The organism is Luteibacter sp. NPDC104163 (assembly GCF_055584245.1).
In genome coordinates this window covers 281,652-302,365 of sequence record NZ_JBVJMK010000001.1, presented here as the reverse complement: position 1 = coordinate 302,365, position 20,714 = coordinate 281,652, and the positions used below count along the sequence as shown (strand labels likewise).

22 protein-coding genes are annotated in these 20,714 nt (G+C 66.6%); all 22 read left to right on the top strand.

Annotation, left to right across the window (positions count from 1 at the left end):
- Positions 1 to 141 precede the first annotated feature (141 nt).
- The 22 genes from fliD (at position 142) to flhF (ending at position 20,706) form a co-directional block, all read left to right on the top strand.
- On the top strand, positions 142 to 1,500 hold the full coding sequence (gene fliD / locus ACZ6YI_RS01295) for a flagellar filament capping protein FliD (RefSeq protein ID WP_465777090.1): 1,359 nt from the start codon (positions 142 to 144) through the stop codon (positions 1,498 to 1,500).
- 20 nt (positions 1,501 to 1,520) lie between these two features.
- Complete coding sequence (gene fliS, locus ACZ6YI_RS01290; RefSeq protein ID WP_465777089.1) at positions 1,521 to 1,937, top strand: flagellar export chaperone FliS; 417 nt, start codon at positions 1,521 to 1,523, stop codon at positions 1,935 to 1,937.
- Positions 1,934 to 2,227: a flagellar protein FliT gene (locus ACZ6YI_RS01285; RefSeq protein ID WP_440324050.1), complete on the top strand. Its 294-nt coding sequence runs from the start codon at positions 1,934 to 1,936 to the stop codon at positions 2,225 to 2,227. The genes fliS and ACZ6YI_RS01285 overlap by 4 nt, the downstream gene beginning before the upstream one ends.
- A gap of 21 nt (positions 2,228 to 2,248) precedes the next feature.
- Positions 2,249 to 2,809, top strand: coding sequence for a PilZ domain-containing protein (locus tag ACZ6YI_RS01280; protein WP_465777088.1), 561 nt, complete (start codon positions 2,249 to 2,251; stop codon positions 2,807 to 2,809).
- 285 nt (positions 2,810 to 3,094) lie between these two features.
- The gene (locus tag ACZ6YI_RS01275) at positions 3,095 to 4,510 is read left to right on the top strand and encodes a sigma-54 dependent transcriptional regulator (protein WP_465777087.1); all 1,416 of its coding nucleotides are present in this window, start codon (positions 3,095 to 3,097) and stop codon (positions 4,508 to 4,510) included.
- Positions 4,511 to 4,579: 69 nt separating this feature from the next.
- Positions 4,580 to 4,909, top strand: a complete 330-nt coding sequence (gene fliE, locus ACZ6YI_RS01270) for a flagellar hook-basal body complex protein FliE (RefSeq protein ID WP_465777086.1) — start codon at positions 4,580 to 4,582, stop codon at positions 4,907 to 4,909.
- A 36-nt stretch (positions 4,910 to 4,945) separates the two neighbouring features.
- Positions 4,946 to 6,655 carry a flagellar basal-body MS-ring/collar protein FliF gene (fliF, locus tag ACZ6YI_RS01265; protein WP_465777085.1) on the top strand — a complete coding sequence of 570 codons (1,710 nt, stop codon included), beginning with the start codon at positions 4,946 to 4,948 and terminating at the stop codon, positions 6,653 to 6,655.
- A 10-nt stretch (positions 6,656 to 6,665) separates the two neighbouring features.
- Entirely contained in the window at positions 6,666 to 7,655 is a 990-nt protein-coding gene (gene fliG / locus ACZ6YI_RS01260) for a flagellar motor switch protein FliG (RefSeq protein WP_440327484.1), read from the top strand.
- Positions 7,655 to 8,323 carry a FliH/SctL family protein gene (locus tag ACZ6YI_RS01255; protein ID WP_465777084.1) on the top strand — a complete coding sequence of 223 codons (669 nt, stop codon included), beginning with the start codon at positions 7,655 to 7,657 and terminating at the stop codon, positions 8,321 to 8,323. Before fliG ends, ACZ6YI_RS01255 begins: the two co-directional genes overlap by 1 nt.
- On the top strand, positions 8,320 to 9,681 hold the full coding sequence (gene fliI, locus ACZ6YI_RS01250; protein ID WP_440327479.1) for a flagellar protein export ATPase FliI: 1,362 nt from the start codon (positions 8,320 to 8,322) through the stop codon (positions 9,679 to 9,681). The genes ACZ6YI_RS01255 and fliI overlap by 4 nt, the downstream gene beginning before the upstream one ends.
- On the top strand, positions 9,681 to 10,106 hold the full coding sequence (fliJ, locus tag ACZ6YI_RS01245) for a flagellar export protein FliJ (RefSeq protein ID WP_440327480.1): 426 nt from the start codon (positions 9,681 to 9,683) through the stop codon (positions 10,104 to 10,106). Before fliI ends, fliJ begins: the two co-directional genes overlap by 1 nt.
- Positions 10,107 to 10,164: 58 nt before the next feature.
- Positions 10,165 to 11,307, top strand: coding sequence for a flagellar hook-length control protein FliK (locus tag ACZ6YI_RS01240; protein ID WP_465777083.1), 1,143 nt, complete (start codon positions 10,165 to 10,167; stop codon positions 11,305 to 11,307).
- A gap of 200 nt (positions 11,308 to 11,507) precedes the next feature.
- The gene (locus ACZ6YI_RS01235) at positions 11,508 to 12,002 is read left to right on the top strand and encodes a flagellar basal body-associated FliL family protein (protein WP_465777082.1); all 495 of its coding nucleotides are present in this window, start codon (positions 11,508 to 11,510) and stop codon (positions 12,000 to 12,002) included.
- Between the two features lie 16 nt (positions 12,003 to 12,018).
- Positions 12,019 to 13,044, top strand: coding sequence for a flagellar motor switch protein FliM (gene fliM, locus ACZ6YI_RS01230; protein WP_465777081.1), 1,026 nt, complete (start codon positions 12,019 to 12,021; stop codon positions 13,042 to 13,044).
- Between the two features lie 409 nt (positions 13,045 to 13,453).
- On the top strand, positions 13,454 to 13,786 hold the full coding sequence (gene fliN / locus ACZ6YI_RS01225) for a flagellar motor switch protein FliN (RefSeq protein WP_331644467.1): 333 nt from the start codon (positions 13,454 to 13,456) through the stop codon (positions 13,784 to 13,786).
- Between the two features lie 11 nt (positions 13,787 to 13,797).
- Entirely contained in the window at positions 13,798 to 14,214 is a 417-nt protein-coding gene (gene fliO / locus ACZ6YI_RS01220) for a flagellar biosynthetic protein FliO (RefSeq protein WP_465777080.1), read from the top strand.
- Positions 14,211 to 14,960 carry a flagellar type III secretion system pore protein FliP gene (gene fliP, locus ACZ6YI_RS01215; RefSeq protein WP_465777079.1) on the top strand — a complete coding sequence of 250 codons (750 nt, stop codon included), beginning with the start codon at positions 14,211 to 14,213 and terminating at the stop codon, positions 14,958 to 14,960. Before fliO ends, fliP begins: the two co-directional genes overlap by 4 nt.
- A complete protein-coding gene (gene fliQ, locus ACZ6YI_RS01210) occupies positions 14,957 to 15,226 on the top strand; it encodes a flagellar biosynthesis protein FliQ (RefSeq protein ID WP_331644473.1) in 270 nt (89 codons plus the stop codon). Before fliP ends, fliQ begins: the two co-directional genes overlap by 4 nt.
- Positions 15,226 to 15,993 carry a flagellar biosynthetic protein FliR gene (gene fliR / locus ACZ6YI_RS01205; RefSeq protein WP_440327775.1) on the top strand — a complete coding sequence of 256 codons (768 nt, stop codon included), beginning with the start codon at positions 15,226 to 15,228 and terminating at the stop codon, positions 15,991 to 15,993. Before fliQ ends, fliR begins: the two co-directional genes overlap by 1 nt.
- Positions 15,994 to 15,996: 3 nt before the next feature.
- Positions 15,997 to 17,142 carry a flagellar biosynthesis protein FlhB gene (flhB, locus tag ACZ6YI_RS01200; RefSeq protein ID WP_465777078.1) on the top strand — a complete coding sequence of 382 codons (1,146 nt, stop codon included), beginning with the start codon at positions 15,997 to 15,999 and terminating at the stop codon, positions 17,140 to 17,142.
- Between the two features lie 5 nt (positions 17,143 to 17,147).
- A complete protein-coding gene (flhA, locus tag ACZ6YI_RS01195) occupies positions 17,148 to 19,259 on the top strand; it encodes a flagellar biosynthesis protein FlhA (protein ID WP_465777077.1) in 2,112 nt (703 codons plus the stop codon).
- Positions 19,260 to 19,359: 100 nt separating this feature from the next.
- Positions 19,360 to 20,706 (top strand): flagellar biosynthesis protein FlhF, encoded by a 1,347-nt coding sequence (gene flhF, locus ACZ6YI_RS01190; protein WP_465777076.1) that lies wholly within the window; start codon positions 19,360 to 19,362, stop codon positions 20,704 to 20,706.
- Positions 20,707 to 20,714: the final 8 nt, after the last annotated feature.

Below are 20,714 nucleotides of genomic sequence, written 5' to 3'. Positions count from 1 at the left end.
CCGCCCGGAGCTCCGCCTCCCCGGGTTAGCTCCGGGGTTGGCAGGGTAATTGCTTAAGTTGCCACGGGTAGCCCTGCGCGCAGGGCTACCCGTCGGCAAATTGGCGCCCAGGGCAGTGAGGCGTCTTCAAGGAGAAGTCTCGTGTCCACCAATCCGATCACCCTGGGTTCCAGCTCCATCGACGTCGCGTCGATCGTGTCGAACCTTGTAGCCAACAAGCGCGCCGCGACGGATAAAAAGCTTTCCGACGCCAGTTCGGCCAACACCACCCAGATTTCCGCGGTCGGCAATTTCACTTCCTCGCTGACCAGCCTGCAGAACGCCATGAAGGCGCTGACCAGCGGTTCCGCGTTCACCACGCAGAAGACCTCGGTCGGCGACACCACGATCCTCACCGCCTCGGCTGATGACACAGCCGTCCCCGGTACGTTCAATATCGTGGTCGGCAAGCTCGCCACGGCCCAGAAGACCTCGTCCGGCGCGATCAGCAGCTCGACCGCTGCCGTCGGTACCGGCACGCTGACGATCGCCATCGGCGACAAGTCGATGAGCCTGGACATCGGCAGCACGGGTAATTCGCTGCAGGACATCCGCGACAAGATCAACAAGGCATCGGATAACCCCGGTGTGACTGCCAGCATCGTGACCGGCAAGGACGGCGCGCACCTGGTCCTTTCGTCGGTTTCCACGGGCGCTGCCAACGCGTTCTCGGTCACCGCCAGCGGCGGCGACGGCGGGCTATCCAAGCTCGCGTTCGACCCGACGACGGATACCCCGACGACCAAGGCTCAGGATGCCGAATTCACCATCGATGGAACCGCGGCGACCAGCGCGACGAATACCGTGGCCGATGCGATCGATGGCGTCACGCTGAACCTGGTGAAGGAAGGTCCTAGCAGCGTCAGCATCACGACCGATACGTCGGCCGTGACCACGGCGGTCCAGAGCCTGGTCACCGCCTACAACTCGTTTGTGTCCACGTACCAGACCCTGACCAAGTACGACGCGACCAATAACCAGGTCGGCGCCCTCATCGGCGACGCCACGGTCATGTCGATCAAGAGCCAGGTCTCCAGCCTTATCGGCTCGCACGTCGCGGCGGCCAACGGTGGCCCCACTTCGCTCAGCAGCCTGGGCGTGTCTTTCCAGGTCGATGGCACGCTGGCGTTCGATTCCAGCAAGCTCACCAAATACATGGCGTCTAACCCGAAGGAGACGCAGAGCCTGCTCAGCGGCGACAACGGCATCGCGCCGAAACTCGACAAGCTGATCACGAGCTGGACCTCCAGCTCCGGCATCCTGACCCAGCGCACCAATAACCTGAACCAGAAGACCAAGGATATTGCGCAGCAGCAGTCGGATTACGACCAGCAGATGCAGGACTACACCAAGCGGCTGACCACGCAATACACCGCGCTGGACACCATGATGACCAAGCTCAGCAGCACCAGCAGCTATCTCCAGCAGCAGTTCGACGCGCTGAGCAACTCAAACAAGTAACACGGTAGGAACGACTAGACATGGCACTGGGATACTCGCGCGGCGCAGGCGCCTACCAGCAAATCCGCACCGGCGGTGGCATTGAATCCGCCGACGCGCACGGCCTGGTCACCCTCCTGATGGAAGGTGCCCTCGAGCGCATCCGCCTGGCGGTGGCTTGCATCGCCACTGGCAACGTCGCCTCGCGTGGCGAAGCCATTTCCAAGGCCATCGAGATCATCGGCGGCCTGCAGGCCGGCCTGAACCACGAGGTGCAGCCCTCGCTGGTCGAGCGCCTGGATGCCCTGTACGACTACATGAGCCGCCGCCTCCTGTTCGCCAACCTGCACGCCGATACCCTGGCGCTGGACGAAGTGGCGACCCTGCTTGGCCAGATCCGCGACAGCTGGGTGGCTATCCCCGCTGAAGCTCGCCAGGTGGCAGGGGCCGGGGCATGAACATCACTTTCTGCGACATCGATCGCGTCCTGACCCTGACCGAGGCCATGCACGCCGCCGCTTCGGAAGGGCGCTGGGATGACCTGACCGGCCTGGAAGCGGAGCGCGACCCCGTGTTGCGTGCCGGCACGATGCGCCCGGCACCGGAAACGCTCGAGTCGCTCAAGTCGATCATGCTGATCGACAACCTGATCAAGGACCTCGTCTCGGCCGCCCGCGACGAGACCGCGCTGGCGCTCGGTTCCTCGAACCGGGTACGCAAGGCCGTGGCTGCGTATACTTCGTTCTGATTTCACCACGGTGGCAGGCCCATGAGTGACTCGACGTGGAAGGCCTTTTCGGAGCGGGTCACCTGGGACGCCCGGTTCCACGCCACCTGTGAGCCCGCCGAGCGCCCCGCGCCGGCCGCCCTGGCTTCGGTCAACGATCGCAACGCTAACGTCCTGGTCGCCGTAGCCGCCCTGATGGACCGCCGGGTCGATACCGGCGACGAGGACAACGCCCTCAGTCATGAGGTCGCCCGGCTGGATGCCAAGCTCAACGTCCTCATGGAGATCGTGAACCGCCTTCTCCTGCCGCAGTCGGCCCTGCCACCCCGCATTTCCCTGCGCTTCAACGCCCTTGGCGTGGTCCTCCCCTGGGACGGCCTGCCGCCCGTGGGCGAGTCGGTGCTGGTGAAGCTGCACTTCGATGTGGTCAGGGCGCTGCCCCTCGAACTGCCGGGCATCCGCCAGCCGGGGCCCATGGACGGCAAGGGTTTCGTGGCCTTCGATGGCCTTTCCGAACCGGTCCGCGACGAGATCGAGCGGCTGGTTTTCCGCCAGCACCGGCGCCAGGTCGCCGAGGCCCGGGCCCAGTCGGCCCAGGGGTGACCTTTTACGTCACGTGACGTAAGAACGTCGCGTGTCTTCCTGCGTCACATTCGTGACGCGTGTCGTCACGATTGACGCTGACGCTCACCGGGGCGTTTTCACACGTTGCCGAAAAGGTTTTCCCTACACGGCGACAGTCCGTTCCCTGACGCGGATTTCAGGCTTTTCCCGTCGGTTTTCCGACGTTGGCACGCTCCTTGATTGATACCTTGCAACGAAGGCGACGGGATTCCAGCACGGACCCGCCCAGGGGCCTTCGATCATTCTCTACGCGAGGTATATCCGGTGAAGTCGTCCAACTTTCTCGTTGTCGAATCCGACCCGTCCCGCGCCGATGCCGTGGGTTCGGCGCTTGCCTTCCTGGGTTACCGCCCGGTGCTGGCCAGCCGCATGCACACGGTGGAAGCGGGCGAGGCCTGGCGCGGTGCCTATGTAGGCACGGTGGACGACGAGGCCGAGCTGGAAGGCTACCTCGCACCGCTCGGCCGCCAGGCCCGCGAACTGCCCATGCTGGTCGCCGCCGATTCGCCGATCGCCACCGCGCTGATCGCCGACGACAACATCCAGAACGTCGAGCTGATCGACATGCCGCTGCGCTACGAGCGCCTGTCGGAAGCCCTGCGCAGCCTCCAGGCCCGCATGCAGCCGGCGGTCTCCAGCCTGCGCTTCGTCGGCCAGTCCGGCCCGATGCAGCGGGTGAACGCGCTGATCCGCCAGGTCGCCCCGTTCGATTCCAGCGTGCTCGTGCTGGGCGAATCCGGCAGCGGCAAGGAACTGGTCGCCCGCACCATCCACGATTGCTCGCCGCGCCGTGACAAGCCGTTCGTCGCGATCAACTGCGGCGCCATCCCGGCCGAGCTGCTCGAAAGCGAACTGTTCGGCCATGAGAAGGGCGCGTTCACCGGCGCGATCAGCTCGCGCAAGGGCCGCTTCGAACTGGCCGAGGGCGGCACGCTGTTCCTCGACGAAATCGGCGACATGAGCCTGCCGATGCAGGTGAAGCTGCTCCGCGTGCTGCAGGAGCGCGTGTTCGAGCGTGTCGGCGGCAACCGTGCGCAGCGCTGCGACGTGCGCATCATCGCCGCGACCCACCGCGATCTCGAGGGCGCCATCGAGCGTGGCACCTTCCGTGAAGACCTGTTCTACCGCCTGTCGGTATTCCCGCTGGAAATGCCGCCGCTGCGCCAGCGCCTGGAAGACCTGCCGGCGCTTATTGCCGAATTCAACCAGCGCCTGGTCACCCGTGGCCTGTCGTCGGTGCGTTTCACCCCGAGCGCCATGAACGCCCTGTGCGCCCATGCGTGGCCGGGCAACGTCCGCGAGCTGTCGAACCTGGTGGAGCGCATGGCCATCCTCATGCCCCAGGGCGATGTGCGCGCCGCCGACCTGCCGGAAAAGTACCGCGGTGCGACGCCGGTTGAGGAAGTATCGGGTGCGGCGCTCATCGCCATGATGGAAGCCGAACCGGACGTGACGGAAACCTTCCGTTACGGCGGTGAAGGCGATCCGTCGGTGCTGCCGCAGGGCGGCCTGGACCTCAAGGATCACCTCGCCGGCATCGAGATCGGCCTGATCCGCCAGGCGCTGGATTCCGCCAACGGCGTGGTCGCCCATGCGGCCAAGCTGCTCCGCGTGCAGCGTACGACTCTCGTGGAAAAGCTGCGCAAATACGGCCTTTCCGAAGCTGCGCAGGCAGGCTGATCGTTCTTCACGGTTGGCATGGGTCGTGCTTGAAGTGTCGGTAAGACGATTACGCGTTGGAAAACCGTCATGACCACGATCGACGTCAACAGCCTCCTGCTCCAGATGCGCCGCATCAGCGCGCAGACCGAAATGCCCGCCATCCGTGGCGTGGGCGAAGCCGCCCCCGTGCAGAAGGGCTCGTTCGGTGACCTGCTCAAGCAGTCCATCGATGGCGTCAACGAAACACAGCAGAAGGCCGGCCAGCTCTCCACGGCCTTCGAACGCGGCGACCCGGGCGTGGATCTCGCCCAGGTGATGATCCAGGGCCAGAAAGCCGACCTCGCGTTCCGCGGCATGACCGAAGTGCGCAACAAGATGGTCGATGCCTACAAAGAAATCATGAACATGTCGGTCTAACCGGCGTGCCACGTATCCCAGGACTGACTACTCCCCATGGCTGATAACGGCGTCGCTACCACGGACACCAGCAACGCATCGCGCATGCACTCGCTGAAGTCGCTCGCGCAGACGCCTGCCGCGCGCCAGCTGTTCATGCTGGCCGGTATCGCGGGTGCCGTCGCTATCGGCATCGCCGCGGTGATGTGGTCGCGTGCCCCGAACTACGGCCTGCTCTACGGTGGCCTGGAACAGAAAGACGCGGCGGCCGTGACCCAGGCGCTGCAGACCCAGAACGAGCCGTACACGCTCAGCACCGATGGCAGCTCGATCTTTGTACCGGTGGCCGACGTGGCCGCCGTGCGCCTCAAGCTCGCCGGCCAGGGCCTGCCGCAGGGCGCTGCTACCGCGCAGCCCGCTTCCGATTCCCCGTTCGGCATGAGCGACATGGCCGAACGTTCGCATTACCAGTCGGCGCTCGAAGCCGACCTCGGCAACACCATCGCCGGCCTGCAGTCGGTGCGCGCTGCCCGCGTGCACCTCGCGCTGCCCAAGCCCTCCGCCTTCATCCGCGATAACAAGCCGGCCAGTGCTTCGGTCGTCGTCACCCTGTACCCCGGGCGCCAGCTCGACCAGGGCCAGGTCGCCGCGATCGTCCACCTCGTCGCCGCGAGCGTGCCTGAACTCGATACGCGCAACGTCTCGGTCATCGACCAGGGCGGCAGCCTGCTGACCCAGAACGATCCGGATAGCGCCGCCGCCATCGGCGACAACCGCCTGCGCCTGTCCAACCGCATCGAAGCCACCTACACGCAGCGCGTCGAAGACCTGCTGGCGCCGCTGGTCGGCTCAGGCAAGGTGCGCGCGCAGGTGTTTGCCGATCTCGACTTCTCGTCGACCGAGAAGGCCAGCGAGACCTTCAACCACGATAATCCGGCCCTGCGCAGCGAGCAGACCAGCAGCGATACGCGCACCGATCCCGCCAGCAATGGTGGCGTACCGGGCGCGCTGAGCAACCAGCCGCCGAACGCGGGTGGCAACCCGACCGCTGCGAACCCCACGGCTGGCAAGCCGGCGGCACCGGGCCAGGCGGCGTCGACGCAGACCGCGCAGACACCGAGCCAGAAGACGGAAAGCGCGACCCGCAACTTCGAGCTCGACCGCACGGTCAGCCATGTCACCGATCCGGCGGGCAAGGTCGCACGACTGACGGTGGCCGTCGTCGTCGACAACAAGACCGTGCCTGATAAGGATGGCAAGACGAAGAGCGTTCCCTTCACGCCGGAAGAGCTGCAGCGCCTCACCGAGCTGACCAAGAACGCGGTGGGCTTCAGCGCCCAGCGTGGCGACAGCGTCAGCGTCATCAACGAGCCGTTCCACGGTGTCGCCGCCGAAGATGCACCGGAGGGCCCCGCGTTCTGGGAGCGCCCCGGCATGCTCGACCTGATCAAGCAGGGCCTGGGCGTGATGGTCGCGCTGATCGTCGGCTTCTTCGTGCTGCGCCCGATGCTGAAGGGCCTGCTCAAGCCCGCGCCGTCGATGGAGCAGGGCATGGCGCTCGCCGGCCCGATGCCCACCGTATCGGTCATGGTCGATGACGACGACATGGGCTCGGACCGTGCCCACGTTTCCTCCCAGGTCCAGCTTGGCGCACCGGCGCTGCTGGCATACGAACAGAAGGTCGGCCTCGCCAAGCGGATGGCGGCCGAGAATCCGAAGCAGGTAGCGCAGGTCGTGAAGAGCTGGGTGAATGACGATGGCGGCTGATAAAGAAGCCCTGACGGGCGCGCAAAAGGCCGCGATCCTGCTCCTTACCCTGGGTGAGGAAGACGCGGCCTCGATCCTCAAGCACCTCGGTGCGCGTGACGTGCAGGCGGTGGGTACCGCCATGGCACAGCTGAAGAACGTCTCCAAGGAGCAGGTCGAGGTCGTCCTCACCAAGCTGCAGGAAGACGTGGGCCAGCACACCGCCATCGGCGTCGGCACCGAAGACTACATCCGCCGCATCCTGGTCAACGCACTGGGTGAGAACAAGGCGGGCGGCCTTATCGATCGCATCCTCCTGGGCCGCAGCAGCAAGGGCCTGGAGTCGCTGAAGTGGATGGAAAGCCGGGCGATCGGTGAAATGATCAGCCAGGAGCATCCGCAGATCATCGCGCTGGTGCTCGCGCACCTCGAACCGGACCAGGCTGCCGAAGTCATCGGCTACCTGCCGGCGCGTACGCGCAGCGATGTCGTCATGCGCATCGCCACGCTCGACGGCGTGCAGCCGCATGCGCTGAACGAGCTCGACGAAATCATGGAGCGCCAGTTCTCCGGCAACTCCAACAAGCTGAAGTCGGCGACGGTCGGTGGCCTGAAGGCCGCGGCGGACATCCTCAACGCGATGGAAACCTCGCGCGAGGCCGAGCTGATGGGCGCCATCCGTGGCATCGATACCGGTCTCGGCGATCGCATCGAAGAACTCATGTTCGTCTTCGACGACCTCGCGGAGCTGGACGACCGCAGCATGCAGGTACTCCTGCGCGAAGTGCCGTCGGCCCGCCTCATCACCGCGCTGAAGGGTGCGGATGCGGCGATCCGCGAGAAGATCTTCGCCAACATGTCCAAGCGCGCCGCCGACATGCTGCGCGACGACCTGGAAGTGAAGGGCCCGGTGCGCCTGTCCGAAGTGGATGCGGCGCAGAAGGAAGTGCTCGCCACCGCGCGGCGCCTGGCTGATGCTGGCCAGATCAATCTCGCCGGCGGCGGGGAAGAGTTCGTCTGATGAGCCTTACCTCCATCCTTTCCCGCGAACGCGTCGATCAGTTCGAGCGTTGGGAGCTGCCGGTCGTCGGCGGCTCCGCCGTGCACCACGCGGACGAGGTCGAGGAAGACGATGGCCCGCACCGGCCGACCGTGGCGGAGATCGAGGCGATCGAGCGCCAGGCCCGCGAGGAAGGCTTCAATGCCGGCCTCAATGAAGGCCGGGCCATGGCGAAGCGCGAGCTCACGGCCCAGGTGGCGCGCCTCGACGCGCTGTTTGCCGCGGTCGAGCGTCCGTTCGCCGAACTCGATAACGATGTGGCGGGCGATCTCGCCGCATTGGCCACGCTGATCGCGGAGCGTGTGCTCGGTTACGAGATCGCCACGCGCCCGGGAAAGATCCTCGATGTCGTGCACCAGGCCGTGGACGTGCTGCCGGCCGGTTCGCGCCATCTGAAGATCCACCTGAATCCCGCCGACGCCACGCTGGTGCGCGAGCATCGCTCATCAGCAGACCACGAAGGCACCATCCTCGACGATGCCGCGCTCGAGCGCGGTGACGTGCGCCTGGAGAGCGAGCATTCGCGCCTCGATGCGCGCGTGCGCACGCGGCTGGCTGCGGTGATCGATAGCGTGCTGATGCCGGCGCCGGCCGCCGACCCGGAAGGCGACGAGGTCGCTGCCCCGTGAGCGCGGACGCCCACAAGGCGAACCGCACGGCGCACTGGCGTGACGCCCTCTCCGTGCAGAAGGCCAACGTCGAGCGCGTGCGCCCGCTGCAGGCGGAAGGCAAGCTGCGCCGCGTCGTCGGCTTGACCCTCGAGGCGGTCGGTTGCGAGGCCCCCGTGGGCTCGCGCTGCATGGTGGCGGGTGCGGACGGCAAACAACTTGAAACCGAGGTCGTCGGCTTTTCCGATGGCCGCCTGCTGCTGATGCCCACCGGCGAAATGCATGGCGTGCTGCCCAACGCGCGCGTCACCCCCGTGGCTTCCGTTTCCGGTATTCCCGTCGGCGATTCGCTGCTGGGCCGCGTGATCGGCCCGGATGGCGTGCCGCTCGATGGCATGGGCCCGCTGCTGGCGCGCGAGCGTGCGCCGCTGCGGCGCGACCCGATCAACCCGATGCTGCGCCAGCCGATCGACACGCCGCTCGATACCGGCGTGCGCGCCATCAATTCGTTGCTGACCGTTGGCCGCGGCCAGCGCATCGGCCTGTTCGCCGGCTCAGGCGTCGGTAAGTCGACCCTCATGGGCATGATGACCCGCTTCACCAACGCCGATGTCGTGGTGGTGGGGCTGATCGGTGAGCGCGGCCGCGAAGTGAAGGAATTCGTCGACCATACGCTGGGCGAGGAAGGCCGGCGCCGTGCCGTCGTGATCGCTGCACCGGCTGATGCACCGCCGCTCTCGCGCCTGCGTGGCGCGCAGGTGGCGACCGCCGTGGCCGAGCATTTCCGCGATGAAGGCAAGCGCGTCCTGCTGCTCATGGATTCGCTCACCCGTTACGCGCAGGCACAGCGCGAGATCGCCCTGGCGATCGGCGAACCGCCCGCCACCAAGGGCTACCCGCCGTCCGTGTTCGCGATGCTGCCCGCGCTCGTCGAGCGTGCCGGCAACGACGCGGAAGGGCGCGGCTCGATCACGGCGTTCTACACCGTGCTCACCGAGGGCGACGATTACCGCCACGATCCCATCGCTGACTCGGCGCGCGCGATCCTGGATGGCCACATCGTGCTTTCGCGTGACCTGGCCGAAGCCGGCCACTATCCGGCCATCGATATCGAGGCTTCGATCAGCCGCGTGATGCATTCGGTCGTGAGCAAGGACCACATGCGCGCCGCGCAGCGTTTCCGTCAAGTGTACTCGGCCTACCGCCAGCAGCGCGACCTGATCGCCGTGGGTGCCTACAAACAGGGTAGCGACCCGCGTACGGATGAGGCGATCGCCCTGTATCCGCAATTGTCGGCCTTCCTCCAGCAGGAGACCGATACCCCCGTCTATCTCGATGAGGCCGAAGCCGGCCTTGTTGACGCCGCGAAGGCCCGCTGATGCCGTCCCGCGCCGATCGCCTGCAACCCGTCGTCGACCTCGCCGCCGAAAAGGCGGAGGAGGCGACGCGCGCGCTCGCGGTGCAGCAGCGCGCGGTCGCCGACGCCGAGCAACAACTCGCGGACCTGCGCCGCTACCGCAACGAATACGCCGAAATACCCTCGGGGATTGGCGTCGCCGAGCTGCTCAACCGCCAGCAGTTCCTGCAGAAGATCGACATGGCCATCGTCCAGCAGATGGGCGAGGTGCAGCGCCGCGAGCGCGCCCTCGAACGCGCGCGGAACGACTGGAGCGAAGCGCGCGGCCGGGCGAAGGCGCTCGATTCCGTCACCGCGAAATACCGCGAGCAGGAGCGCAAATCGCAGGATCGCCGTGAACAGGAACAGGCTGACGAGCGCTCGCAATACCGCCGGAACCCCAGGTGAGGGGCCTGACGTGCATCACGCCAAGCCTCCCGCCGATCGACCCTATCGAGCCAAACGCATGAACAACACATCGCTTCTCCTCCATGCCGCCCGGCCCTCCGCGTCCGCCGCGACGCACGCTTCCGCGCCGGTAGCGTCCCCGTCGTCGCTGGGCACGACCTCGTCCACGGCCAGCGACGCGTCGGCGGCGCAGAAGCCGTTCAACCACGCGATGAATGCGGCGCGTGCGGACAACCACGCGCACAAGGCGGACGACAGCCAGCACGACACGACGGCGAAGTCGCAGGCCGGCAGCCCGGACGACAAGGCATCGGCCGCGGATTCGAAGAAGGACGATACGGCAGGGACGAAGGACGACGACACGACGAAAAAGGATGACGGGACCGCGGACGGCGATGGCACCTCGCTCGCCGCTTCCATGCTCGCCCTTATCGGCGTGCCCACGCAGGTGACCCAGGTGGCTGCGAAGGCACTCGGCGCGGCGAAGGATGTGATGGCAGGCCACGCCGGCGACGCGCTTGCCGCGCTCACCGGTGCGAAGGGCGATGCCACAGGTACGGCCGGTGCGGACGGCGCGCTCAATGCGCTGCCGGCCGCCGTCACGGAAGCCACGACCACCGCGCCGACGCCGCTTTCCGCGTTCGCCGCACTGCTTGGCGCCAAGGGTGCTGGGACGGACGATGCGAAGGACGAGACCCGGGGCCTGGACCCTGCCGCCGGCCCGATGCCGCTGGCGCACACGCAGGCACCTGGCCAGCTCAACGGCCCGATTCAGTTGCAGGCGACCCAGCCGGCGACCTCGCCGCAGTTCTCCCAGGAGCTCGGCGAACAGATCGCCTGGATGAGCTCGGCCGCCGGTGACGTGAAGGAAGCCCGGATCAAGCTGCACCCGGAAGAACTGGGCAGCATGGATGTCCGCGTGAACGTCGATGGCGGCAAGGTCAATGTCGCGATCATGGCCCAGCACCCGGCCGCCGTGCATGCCGTGCAGCAGACGCTTTCCAACCTGGACACGATGCTGGCCCACCACGGGCTTTCGCTCGGCCAGGCCGAGGTGAGCCAGGGCGGCGCGCAGCAGAATGGCGGCCAGCAGGGGAGCGGGCAGGGCGGTAGCGCTGATTCGGCTGACGCTTCTGGCGATGCCCTGGTGACGGCCGGCACGTCGCGCGTTTCGCGCGGCCTGGTGGACGAGGTCGCGTGACCCTGCGCGTGACGTAATGACGTCACGCGTCAATTTTCCGCCTTGCTGGTCATCCCGGCCCCCAGGCCGAAAAGCCCTTTAAAAAAGGGGTCTGCACCGGCGTTGCCCACTGTGCGTCATGGCACGCCGCTTGCAACAATACCCGCGGGGCCCCACGGGCCAGTCATCTACCGCATCCGCATCAACGAGGTTCCACCGGCATGGCCACGGCAAAGAAAGAAGGCGAAGAGGGCAAGAAGAAGGGCAAGGGCAAGCTGCTGCTGCTCGTCGCCGCGCTGGTCGTGCTGGCTGCCGGTGGCGGCGGCGCGTTCTTCATGCTGAAGGGTCGCCACCCGAAGAGCGCCGAACAGGCTGCCGCGGAATTGGCCAAGGCCAAGCCTGCCGTTTACCTGCAGCTGGATCCCGCCTTCGTGGTTAATTTCCAGGATGACACCGCGCTGCGCTTCCTGCAGGTGGGCGTCAACGTGATGTCGCACGACCCGGAAGCGATCACCGCGGCCAAGGAGGCCGACCCCGAGATTCGCAACGCCCTGCTCATGCTGTTCTCGGCGCAGGACGTGAAGGCCCTTTCGGATGTGAAGGGCAAGCAGAAGCTCCAGGCCGCCGCCCTGGCCGAGGTGCAGCGCGTGCTCAAGGAAAAGATCGGCCGTCCGGGCGTCGACGCCCTGTACTTCACCAGCTTCATCATGCAGTGACGGGAGCCGTCCGGCCATGAGCGACATCCTTACCCAGGAAGAAATCGATGCGCTGCTGGCCGGCGTGGAAGGCGGCTCCGTGGAGACGGAGCTGGAGCCGCCACCGCCGCCCGGTTCCATCCTCGATTACGACTTCACCCAGCAGGACCGCATCGTCCGCGGCCGCCTGCCGACCCTGGAAATGGTCAACGACCGTTTCGCCCGGTATTTCCGCGCCAACCTGTTCAACGTGCTGCGGAAGTCCTGCGAGGTGTCGGTGCTTGGCGTGAAGATGACCAAGTTCAACGAGTACGTCCATTCGCTGGCCGTGCCGAGCAATCTCAACCTGGTCCGGATCAAGCCCCTGCGCGGCACCGCGCTCATGGTGTTCGAGCCGCGCCTGGTCTTCACCGTCATCGATAACTTCTTTGGTGGCGATGGCCGTTTCCATGCCCGTATCGAAGGCCGGGATTTCACCCCGACCGAGAACCGGGTGATCCAGATCGTCCTGGCGGAGGCGTTCGGCGCCATGGCCGAGGCCTGGGCGCCGGTGCTGAAGATGCAGTTCGAGTTCCTGAACTCGGAGATCAACCCGCAGTTCGCCAATATCGTGAGCCCCACGGAAACCGTGGTGGTATCCCGCTTCCACGTGGAGCTGGATGGCGGCGGCGGCGAGATCCACCTGACGCTCCCGTACTCCATGGTCGAGCCGATCCGCGAGCTGCTGGATGCGGGCGTGCAGAGCGACCGTGCCGAGCGGGACGAGCGCTGGATCCAGAACCTCCACGAGGAGATCCTGGATGCCGAGGTGGAAGTCACCTCTATGCTGGCCGAGGCGCGCCTGACCATCGGCGACTTCCTGCACCTGCGCAAGGGCGACATCATCCCGATCAGCCTGCCCGACCTGGCCACCGTCTTCGCCGAAGACGTGCCGATTTTCCGCGGCCGCATGGCCAACGCGGCAGGCAACAAGGCGGTGCAGTTCGAATCGCACATGCGCCGCCCGGCGGTAAAGGCCAGCCTGCCGACGCCAGCACCGGCGCCGACGCCCGAGCCGGCCTGACCGGCTTCCCGTAGGAGCCCACCCTGTGGGCGACATCTTTCGCGAAAGCGCTGCAGACCCTGTGGCGTTCGTGCGAAAGGCGTCGCCCACAGGGTGGGCTCCTACGCGATGGGCCTGGGCCTTGCCGCAAGCCCCATCGCGCGCAAGCGCGCTCCCACATGCGTTTTGTCCCGGTGCTACGTTTTCGGCAAGGGAAAACGTGACGTCAAATGACCGTCATGGTGACTAACTGCCGTCGAGCGTCAGGTTTCCGGCGAGCACCGCCATGGGGTCGGGGAGGGGGTGGGGCAGCCCCCGCACAACCACCTGAAATCGCACGAAAAAACGTTGATCCGCCGCGCGCCAAAAGCATGGCACGCCGTTTGCTTTCTCATATCCGTCATCCCAGCAACGCATCGGATCTACGGACATGAACGAACCCACCATCCTCGAACCCGTCGACGGCGCCGCCGATCTCACCAAGAACCTCGGCCTGGGCAGCGACGTCAATCTCGACGTCATCCTCGATGTGCCGGTCACCATGGCCATGGAAGTCGGCCGTACCAAGATCAGCATCCGCAACCTGCTCCAGCTCAACCAGGGCTCGGTGGTCGAACTCGACCGCGCAGCCGGTGAGCCGCTCGATGTCTTCGTGAACGGCACGCTCGTCGCCCATGGCGAGGTGGTGGTGATCAACGAGAAGTTCGGCATCCGCCTGACCGACGTGATCAGCCCGGCCGAACGCGTCCGCAAGCTCCGCTGAGGACCCCCTCCATGCGTCGCATCGTCGCTGCCCTTGCGGGCGGTTTCCTCCCTTGCGCCCTCATGGCGGCCCCGGTGGCTTCGGCCCCGGCGGTGGATTCGGGTGCGGAGATGGTCCGCGTCCTGATCAGCCTGCTGGGCGTCGTGGCGCTCATCTTCTTCGTCGGCTGGCTCGGCCGCCGCGCGCAGGCGCGCGTGCGCCCCGGTGGCCGGAAGATCCGCGTCATCGAGAGCATGCCGGTGGGCATGAAGGAAAAAGTCATGCTGCTGGAAGTCGGCGGCACGCAGCTGCTCGTGGGCGCCTCGCCGACCGGGGGCCTGCGCACCCTTCATGTGCTGGAAACCCCCGTCCAGGACGCCGCCGCACCGTCGGATACCCCGGCGATCCGCGGTTTCCGCGACATCCTCTCCCAGTGGAAGCGTCCATGAAGTACGTGAAGTGGGGGCTGTTCCTGGCCCTGATGCTCACCCCGTTCGCGGCCTTCGCCGCCGAGCCGCAGGGTATCCCGCTGGCGACGGTGCAGCCGGGCGCCAACGGTAGCCAGGTCTGGTCGCTGTCGATCCAGACCCTGGCGCTGATGACCGCGCTGACGGTCCTCCCGGCGATCCTGCTGATGATGACCTCGTTCACCCGGATCATCATCGTGCTGGGCTTCCTGCGCCAGGCGCTGGGCACCAACAGCACGCCGCCGAACCAGGTCATCCTGGGTCTGTCGCTGTTCCTCACGCTGTTCGTCATGAGCCCGGTGCTGAACAAGGCTTACGACGCGGGCCTCAAGCCGTACATGGATGGCCAGATGAGCGTGCAGGACGCGCTCCCGGCCGCCGCCGCGCCGTTCAAGCACTTCATGCTCGAGCAGACCCGCGAGCCCGACCTCCAGCTGTTCACCAAGCTGGCCGATGAGCAGCCGTACGCCGACAAGGAAGCCGTGCCTTACCGCGTGGCGCTGCCGGCCTTCGTCACCAGCGAGCTGAAGACCGCCTTCCAGATGGGCTTCCTCCTGTTCATCCCGTTCCTGATCATCGACCTGGTCGTCGCCTCCGTCCTCATGTCGATGGGCATGATGATGGTCTCGCCGATCATCATCTCTCTGCCGTTCAAGATCATGCTGTTCGTGCTGGTCGACGGCTGGACCTTGCTGCTTGGCACCCTGGCGGGGAGCTTCTACCAGTGACGCCGGAATCCGTTATCAACTTCGGCCAGCAGGCCCTGCACATCGCCATGCTGGTCGGTGCGCCGCTGCTGCTCACCGCGCTGGCGGTGGGCCTCATCGTGGGCATGATCCAGGCGGCCACGCAGATCAACGAGCAGACCCTCAGCTTCATCCCGAAGCTGATCTGCATGGCGCTGGTCGGCATCATCACCGGCCCGTGGATGCTGCGCACGATGGTCGATTTCACCCGCACCCTCATCGAAAGCCTGCCCCAGGCGGTCCGTTGATGCCACTGGACCTCGGCCAGCTCGAGGGTTGGGTCGGCAGCGCCTGCTGGGCGCTGGCGCGCATCACCGGCCTGATGCTCGTGGCGCCCGTCTTCAGCGCCACGACGATCCCGGTGCGCATCCGCCTGGGCATCACCCTGTTGCTGACGATGGTGCTGGCGCCCCTGGCACCGCTGGATATCCGCCCGCTGTCGGCGGCCGGCGTGGCCACGCTGGCCCAGCAGATCCTGATCGGCGCAGCCCTGGGCTTCGTCCTCAAGCTGGTGTTCGAGGCCGTGTCCTATGCCGGCCAGTACGTTTCGCAGGCCATGAGCCTTGGCTTCGCCGAGGTGGTGAACCCGGGCCTCGGCGGCACCACCCCGGTGCTGAGCCAGATGTACAGCATGCTCGTCACCCTGCTGTTCCTGGTCATGAACGGCCACCTGCAGCTGATCGACCTGTTGGCGGAAAGCTTCCGCAGCATGCCGGTCGGGGAGGGCGGCATTGGCGTCAACGGCCTGTGGGGCGTGCTCACCTTTACCTCGCACCTGTTCAGCGGCGCGGTCCGCGTGGCGCTGCCGGCGCTCACCGCGCTGCTGGTCGTCAACCTCGGCTTCGGCGCGATCAGCCGTTCGGCGCCGTCCATGAACCTGTTCGCCGTCGGGTTCCCGATCACGATCTGCCTGGGCATGGTCGCCCTGTGGCTCTCCCTGCGCGGCTTGCCCAGCGCCTGGGATTCACTCACCACCAGCGCATGGGAAGCCATGCGCCAGCTCATCGGGAGGTAGGCCGTGAGCGAGGGTGCAGACAAGGAAGACAAAACCGAAGCCCCTAGTGAAAAACGGCTTCGTGAATCCCGTGAAAAGGGCGAACTGCCGCGATCGCGCGAGCTTTCCACCGCGATCGTCGTGTTCGCAGGCGTCGCCATGCTCATCGCCACCCATGGGCAGATGGCGACGCATGCCGCCAACATCATGCATGTGGGCCTGAACTACGGCCGCGAGGACCTGTTCGCCGCCAACGGCCTGCAGCGCGCGCTGATGACGGCGCTGCTGGAGGCCCTGCGCATGCTGGGCCCCCTGTTCGCCGTGACCGCGGCCGCCTCAGTGGCCGCCCCGGCGCTCATGGGCGGCCTGAACTTTTCGTTCCAGGCGCTGGCGCCCAAGTTCGATCGCCTGAACCCGATCCAGGGCTTCTCCCGCCTGGTCTCGAAGAACGGGCTGGTCGAGCTGGGCAAGTCCGTGCTGAAGCTGCTCTTCATCGGCGGCGCGCTGGCCTGGTACCTGCGCAAGAGCACCATCGAGATGTACGCGGTCGGCTCCGGCTCGGTGGAGGAGGGCATCTCGCACGCCTTCGGCATGTTCGGCAGCGCCTCGCTGGTCTTCGCGGTAGCCCTGGGCGCCATCGGCCTGATCGATGCGCCGTGGCAGAAGTACAGCTTCATGTCGAAGATGAAGATGACCAAGCAGGAAGTGAAGGACGAGCACAAGGAAAACGAAGGCTCGCCGGAGCTGAAGTCAAAAATCCGCCAGATGCAGCACCAGATGGCCCGCCGCCGCATGATGGAAGACGTGCCCACGGCCGACGTCATCATCGCCAACCCGACGCACTTCTCGGTGGCCCTCAAGTACGACGAAAACCGCATGGGAGCGCCGCGCGTGGTGGCGAAGGGCATGGATGTGATCGCCCTGCAGATCCGGCAACTGGGTACCGATTCGAAGGTTCCGGTCGTCGAGGCGGCCCCGTTGGCACGAGCCTTGTATCACACGACGGAAATCGGACGCGAAATCCCCTCGGCCCTGTACGTGGCCGTGGCCCAGATCCTGGCCTACGTGTTCCGTTTGAAGCAGGCGATCGCCGTTGGCGACCTCCCGCCCGACATGCCCCAGCAGGAGATCGATCCGGAGCTGATGGGCCCTTACCGCATGGATAAGTGAGACAGATGGCAGCCTCCCAGAACCTGATGGGCACCTTCCGGCAGATCGGCCGCCGTGGCGTGGCCGCGCCCATCGCCATGCTGATCATGCTCGGCATGATGATGCTGCCGTTGCCGCCCTTCATGCTGGACCTGCTGTTCACGTTCAACATCGCGCTGTCGCTGGTGATCCTGCTGGCCACCATGTACGTGATGCGCCCCCTGGAGCTGGCCTCGTTCCCGACCGTGGTGCTGTTCGCGACCCTGCTGCGCCTGGCGCTGAACATCGCCTCGACCCGCGTGGTGCTGCTGCACGGCCACAACGGCCCCGGCGCGGCCGGCAAGGTGATCGAGGCGTTCGCCGAGTTCGTCATCGGCGGCAACTTCGCCGTCGGCTTCGTCGTCTTCGCCATCCTCACCATCATCAACTTCGTGGTCGTGACCAAGGGCGCCACCCGCGTCTCCGAAGTGACCGCCCGCTTCACCCTCGATGCCATGCCCGGCAAGCAGATGGCGATCGACGCCGACCTCAACGCCGGCCTGCTCACCCAGGAACAGGCGCGTGAGCGCCGCCAGGAAGTGCGCGAGGAAGCGGACTTCTACGGCTCGATGGACGGTGCGTCCAAGTTCGTCCGCGGCGATGCCACGGCCGGTATCCTCATCCTCGTCATCAACATGCTCGGTGGTTTCTTCATCGGCATGTTCCAGCACGGCCTCTCGGCCGGCGAAGCCGCGCGCACCTACACCCTGCTGACCATCGGTGACGGCCTGGTCGCCCAGGTGCCGGGCCTGATGCTCTCGATCGCCACGGCGGTCATCGTCACCCGCGTGTCCAAGTCGCAGGAAATGGGAAAGCAGGTGTTCGGCCAGCTCTTCAGCCAGCCGAAGGCGCTGGCCGTCGCCGCCGCCGTGCTCGGCACCATGGGTCTCATCCCGGGCATGCCGAATATCCCGTTCCTGCTGCTCGCCGGTATCGCGGGCTTCGGCGCGTGGAAGCTGCAGCAGCGCAAGCTGATGCCGGCCGGCGCCGCCGCGGGCACCCCGGGCGCGCCGGGCACCGAACTGGCCGCGCTCGAAACCGCGCCGCCGGCCGAACGCCTCGAGCTCTCGTGGGAAGACGTGGCCCAGGTCGACACCGTGGGCCTCGAAGTCGGTTACCGGCTCATCCCTCTGGTCGACAAGGCGCAGGGCGGTGAACTCATGGCGCGCATCAAGTCGGTGCGCCGCAAGCTCTCGCAGGAACTGGGTTTCCTGGTGCCGTCCGTGCACATCCGCGACAACCTGGACCTGGCGCCGCACGGTTACCGCATCTCGCTGATGGGCGTGCCCATGGGCGAGGCCGAGATCCACACCGAGCGCATGCTTGCGATCGATCCGGGCCGCGTGCACGGCACGATCAACGGCATCGCCACGCGCGACCCGGCCTTCGGCCTCGATGCCGTGTGGATCGAGCCGGGCCTGCGTGAACACGCGCAGACGCTGGGCTACACCGTGGTCGATCCGGCCACCGTCATCGCGACCCATCTTTCCCACATCCTGCAGAACCACGCGCACGAGCTCATCGGCCACCAGGACGTCCAGCAGCTGCTCGACCGCCTGGCCCAGCAGACCCCGAAGCTGGTGGAAGACCTGGTGCCGAAGCGCCTGTCGCTGGGCGCAGTGGTGAAGGTGCTGCAGAACCTGCTCGCCGAGCGCGTGCCCATCCGCAACTTCCGCGGCATCGTCGAATCGCTGGCGGAGAACGCGGGGCAGAGCCAGGACCCGGGCGTGCTCGCCGCCGCCGTGCGTGTCGGCCTGGGTCGCCAGATCGTCCAGGAAATCGCCGGCCTCGGCACCGAGGTGCCCGTCATTACTTTGGCACCGGAACTCGAACAGATCCTGCTCCAGTCGCTCCAGGGCGGTGGTCCCGCCGGCGCGGCGGTCGAGCCGGGCCTGGCAGATCGTCTGCAGAAGAACGTCGCGGACGCCGCTCGCCGCCAGGAAGCGGCGGGCGAACCGGCCGTGTTGCTGGTCTCGCCGGCACTTCGTCCATGGCTTTCGCGTTTCACGCGGCATGTGGCCCAAAACCTGCATGTACTTGCGTACAACGAGGTTCCGGACAACCGCCGCGTCAAGCTGGTGACGGCCCTGGGACGATAGGAATGAGACACCGCGCGGGGATTTGCCCCGGCGGACGTGACAGAACAAGGTGGCGCCGCAGGCAAGCGGGGCGCCGATCGACGAAGACAGGATCGAACGCATGAAAATCAAACGATTCGTTGCTCCCGACATGCGCCAGGCCATGCGCCAGGTGCGTGATGAGCAGGGTCCGGACGCCGTGATCCTGTCCACGCGTCGGCTGGATGACGGCATCGAGATCATCGCCGCGCTCGACTACGACGAAGCGCTGGTGCGCGAAGCCGGCTTTGCGTTCGAGCCGCCGGCGGAAGAGAAGGCCGAGACGATCCGTGCCACCCGCGATAACCGCGAAGCCGAGCGCATGGCGCGCGTCGACCAGGCCCGTGCGGCGACGGCCGCCGCCGTCGAACGCGCCGCCCGTTCGGCTCCGGCCGCACCGAATGCGCCGCAGCGCCAGTCCTCCGCCGCGCTGGCCGCCAGCGTCGCCGACGTCGTACGCGCCGCCACGGTGACCGCGCCGCAGAACGACACCGCGGTGAACGGCATGCGCGCCGAGATCAACAACCTGCGCGAGATGCTGGAAGTGCAGCTCTCCGCGCTGGCCTGGAACCAGAAGGATCGCCAGCAGCCGCTGCACGCCCGCGTGCTCCGCGAGATGACCCGCCTGGGTATCGACGGCGACGTCGCCCGCGCCCTGTGCGCCGAGCTGCCCGAGAACATGACGGCCGAGCAGGCGCGTTACCTGCCGCTGGGCATTCTTTCGCGCAACATCCGCACCAGCGGCCGCAACTTTGACACCGTCGGCGGCGGCATCACCGCCTTCGTCGGCACCACCGGCGTCGGCAAGACCACGAGCATTGCCAAGCTGGCGGCGCGCGCGGTCCTGCGCCATGGCGCTTCCAACGTGGCGCTGATCAGTGCCGACCAGTACCGCATCGGCGCCGGTGCGCAGCTGGAACATTACGGCCGCCTGCTCGGCGTGCGCGTGTACAACGCGCACGATGCGCAGAGCCTGCGCAACGTGTTGCTGCAGCTGCGCGGCAAGCACACGGTGCTGATCGATACCGCCGGCCTCGCCGGCAACGATCCGAAGCTGCAGCAGCAGTTCGAAACGCTGCGCGCCATGGCCGATGTGCGCGTGTGCCTGGTCGTCGCCGCGAATGCGCAGGCCCAGGCCATCGACAACGCCATGCGCGCTTACGCTCCGCTGAAGCCGCAGAGCGCCATCCTTACCAAACTCGACGAGACGCCGCTGCTCGGCGGCGCGCTCTCGGCCCTTATCCGGCACGGAATGCCGCTGGACTACACCACGGATGGACAGCGCGTGCCCGAGGACATCGCCTCCGCCGACGCGCGCAAACTGGTCTGCCTGGCAGCCCAGATGCTCAAGCAGCGCAACGACGAGCCGGATGACGCCATACTTGCCGATCGCTTCGGCTTCGCGTCGTCCACCCCGGCCATGGCCTGATCGCACAT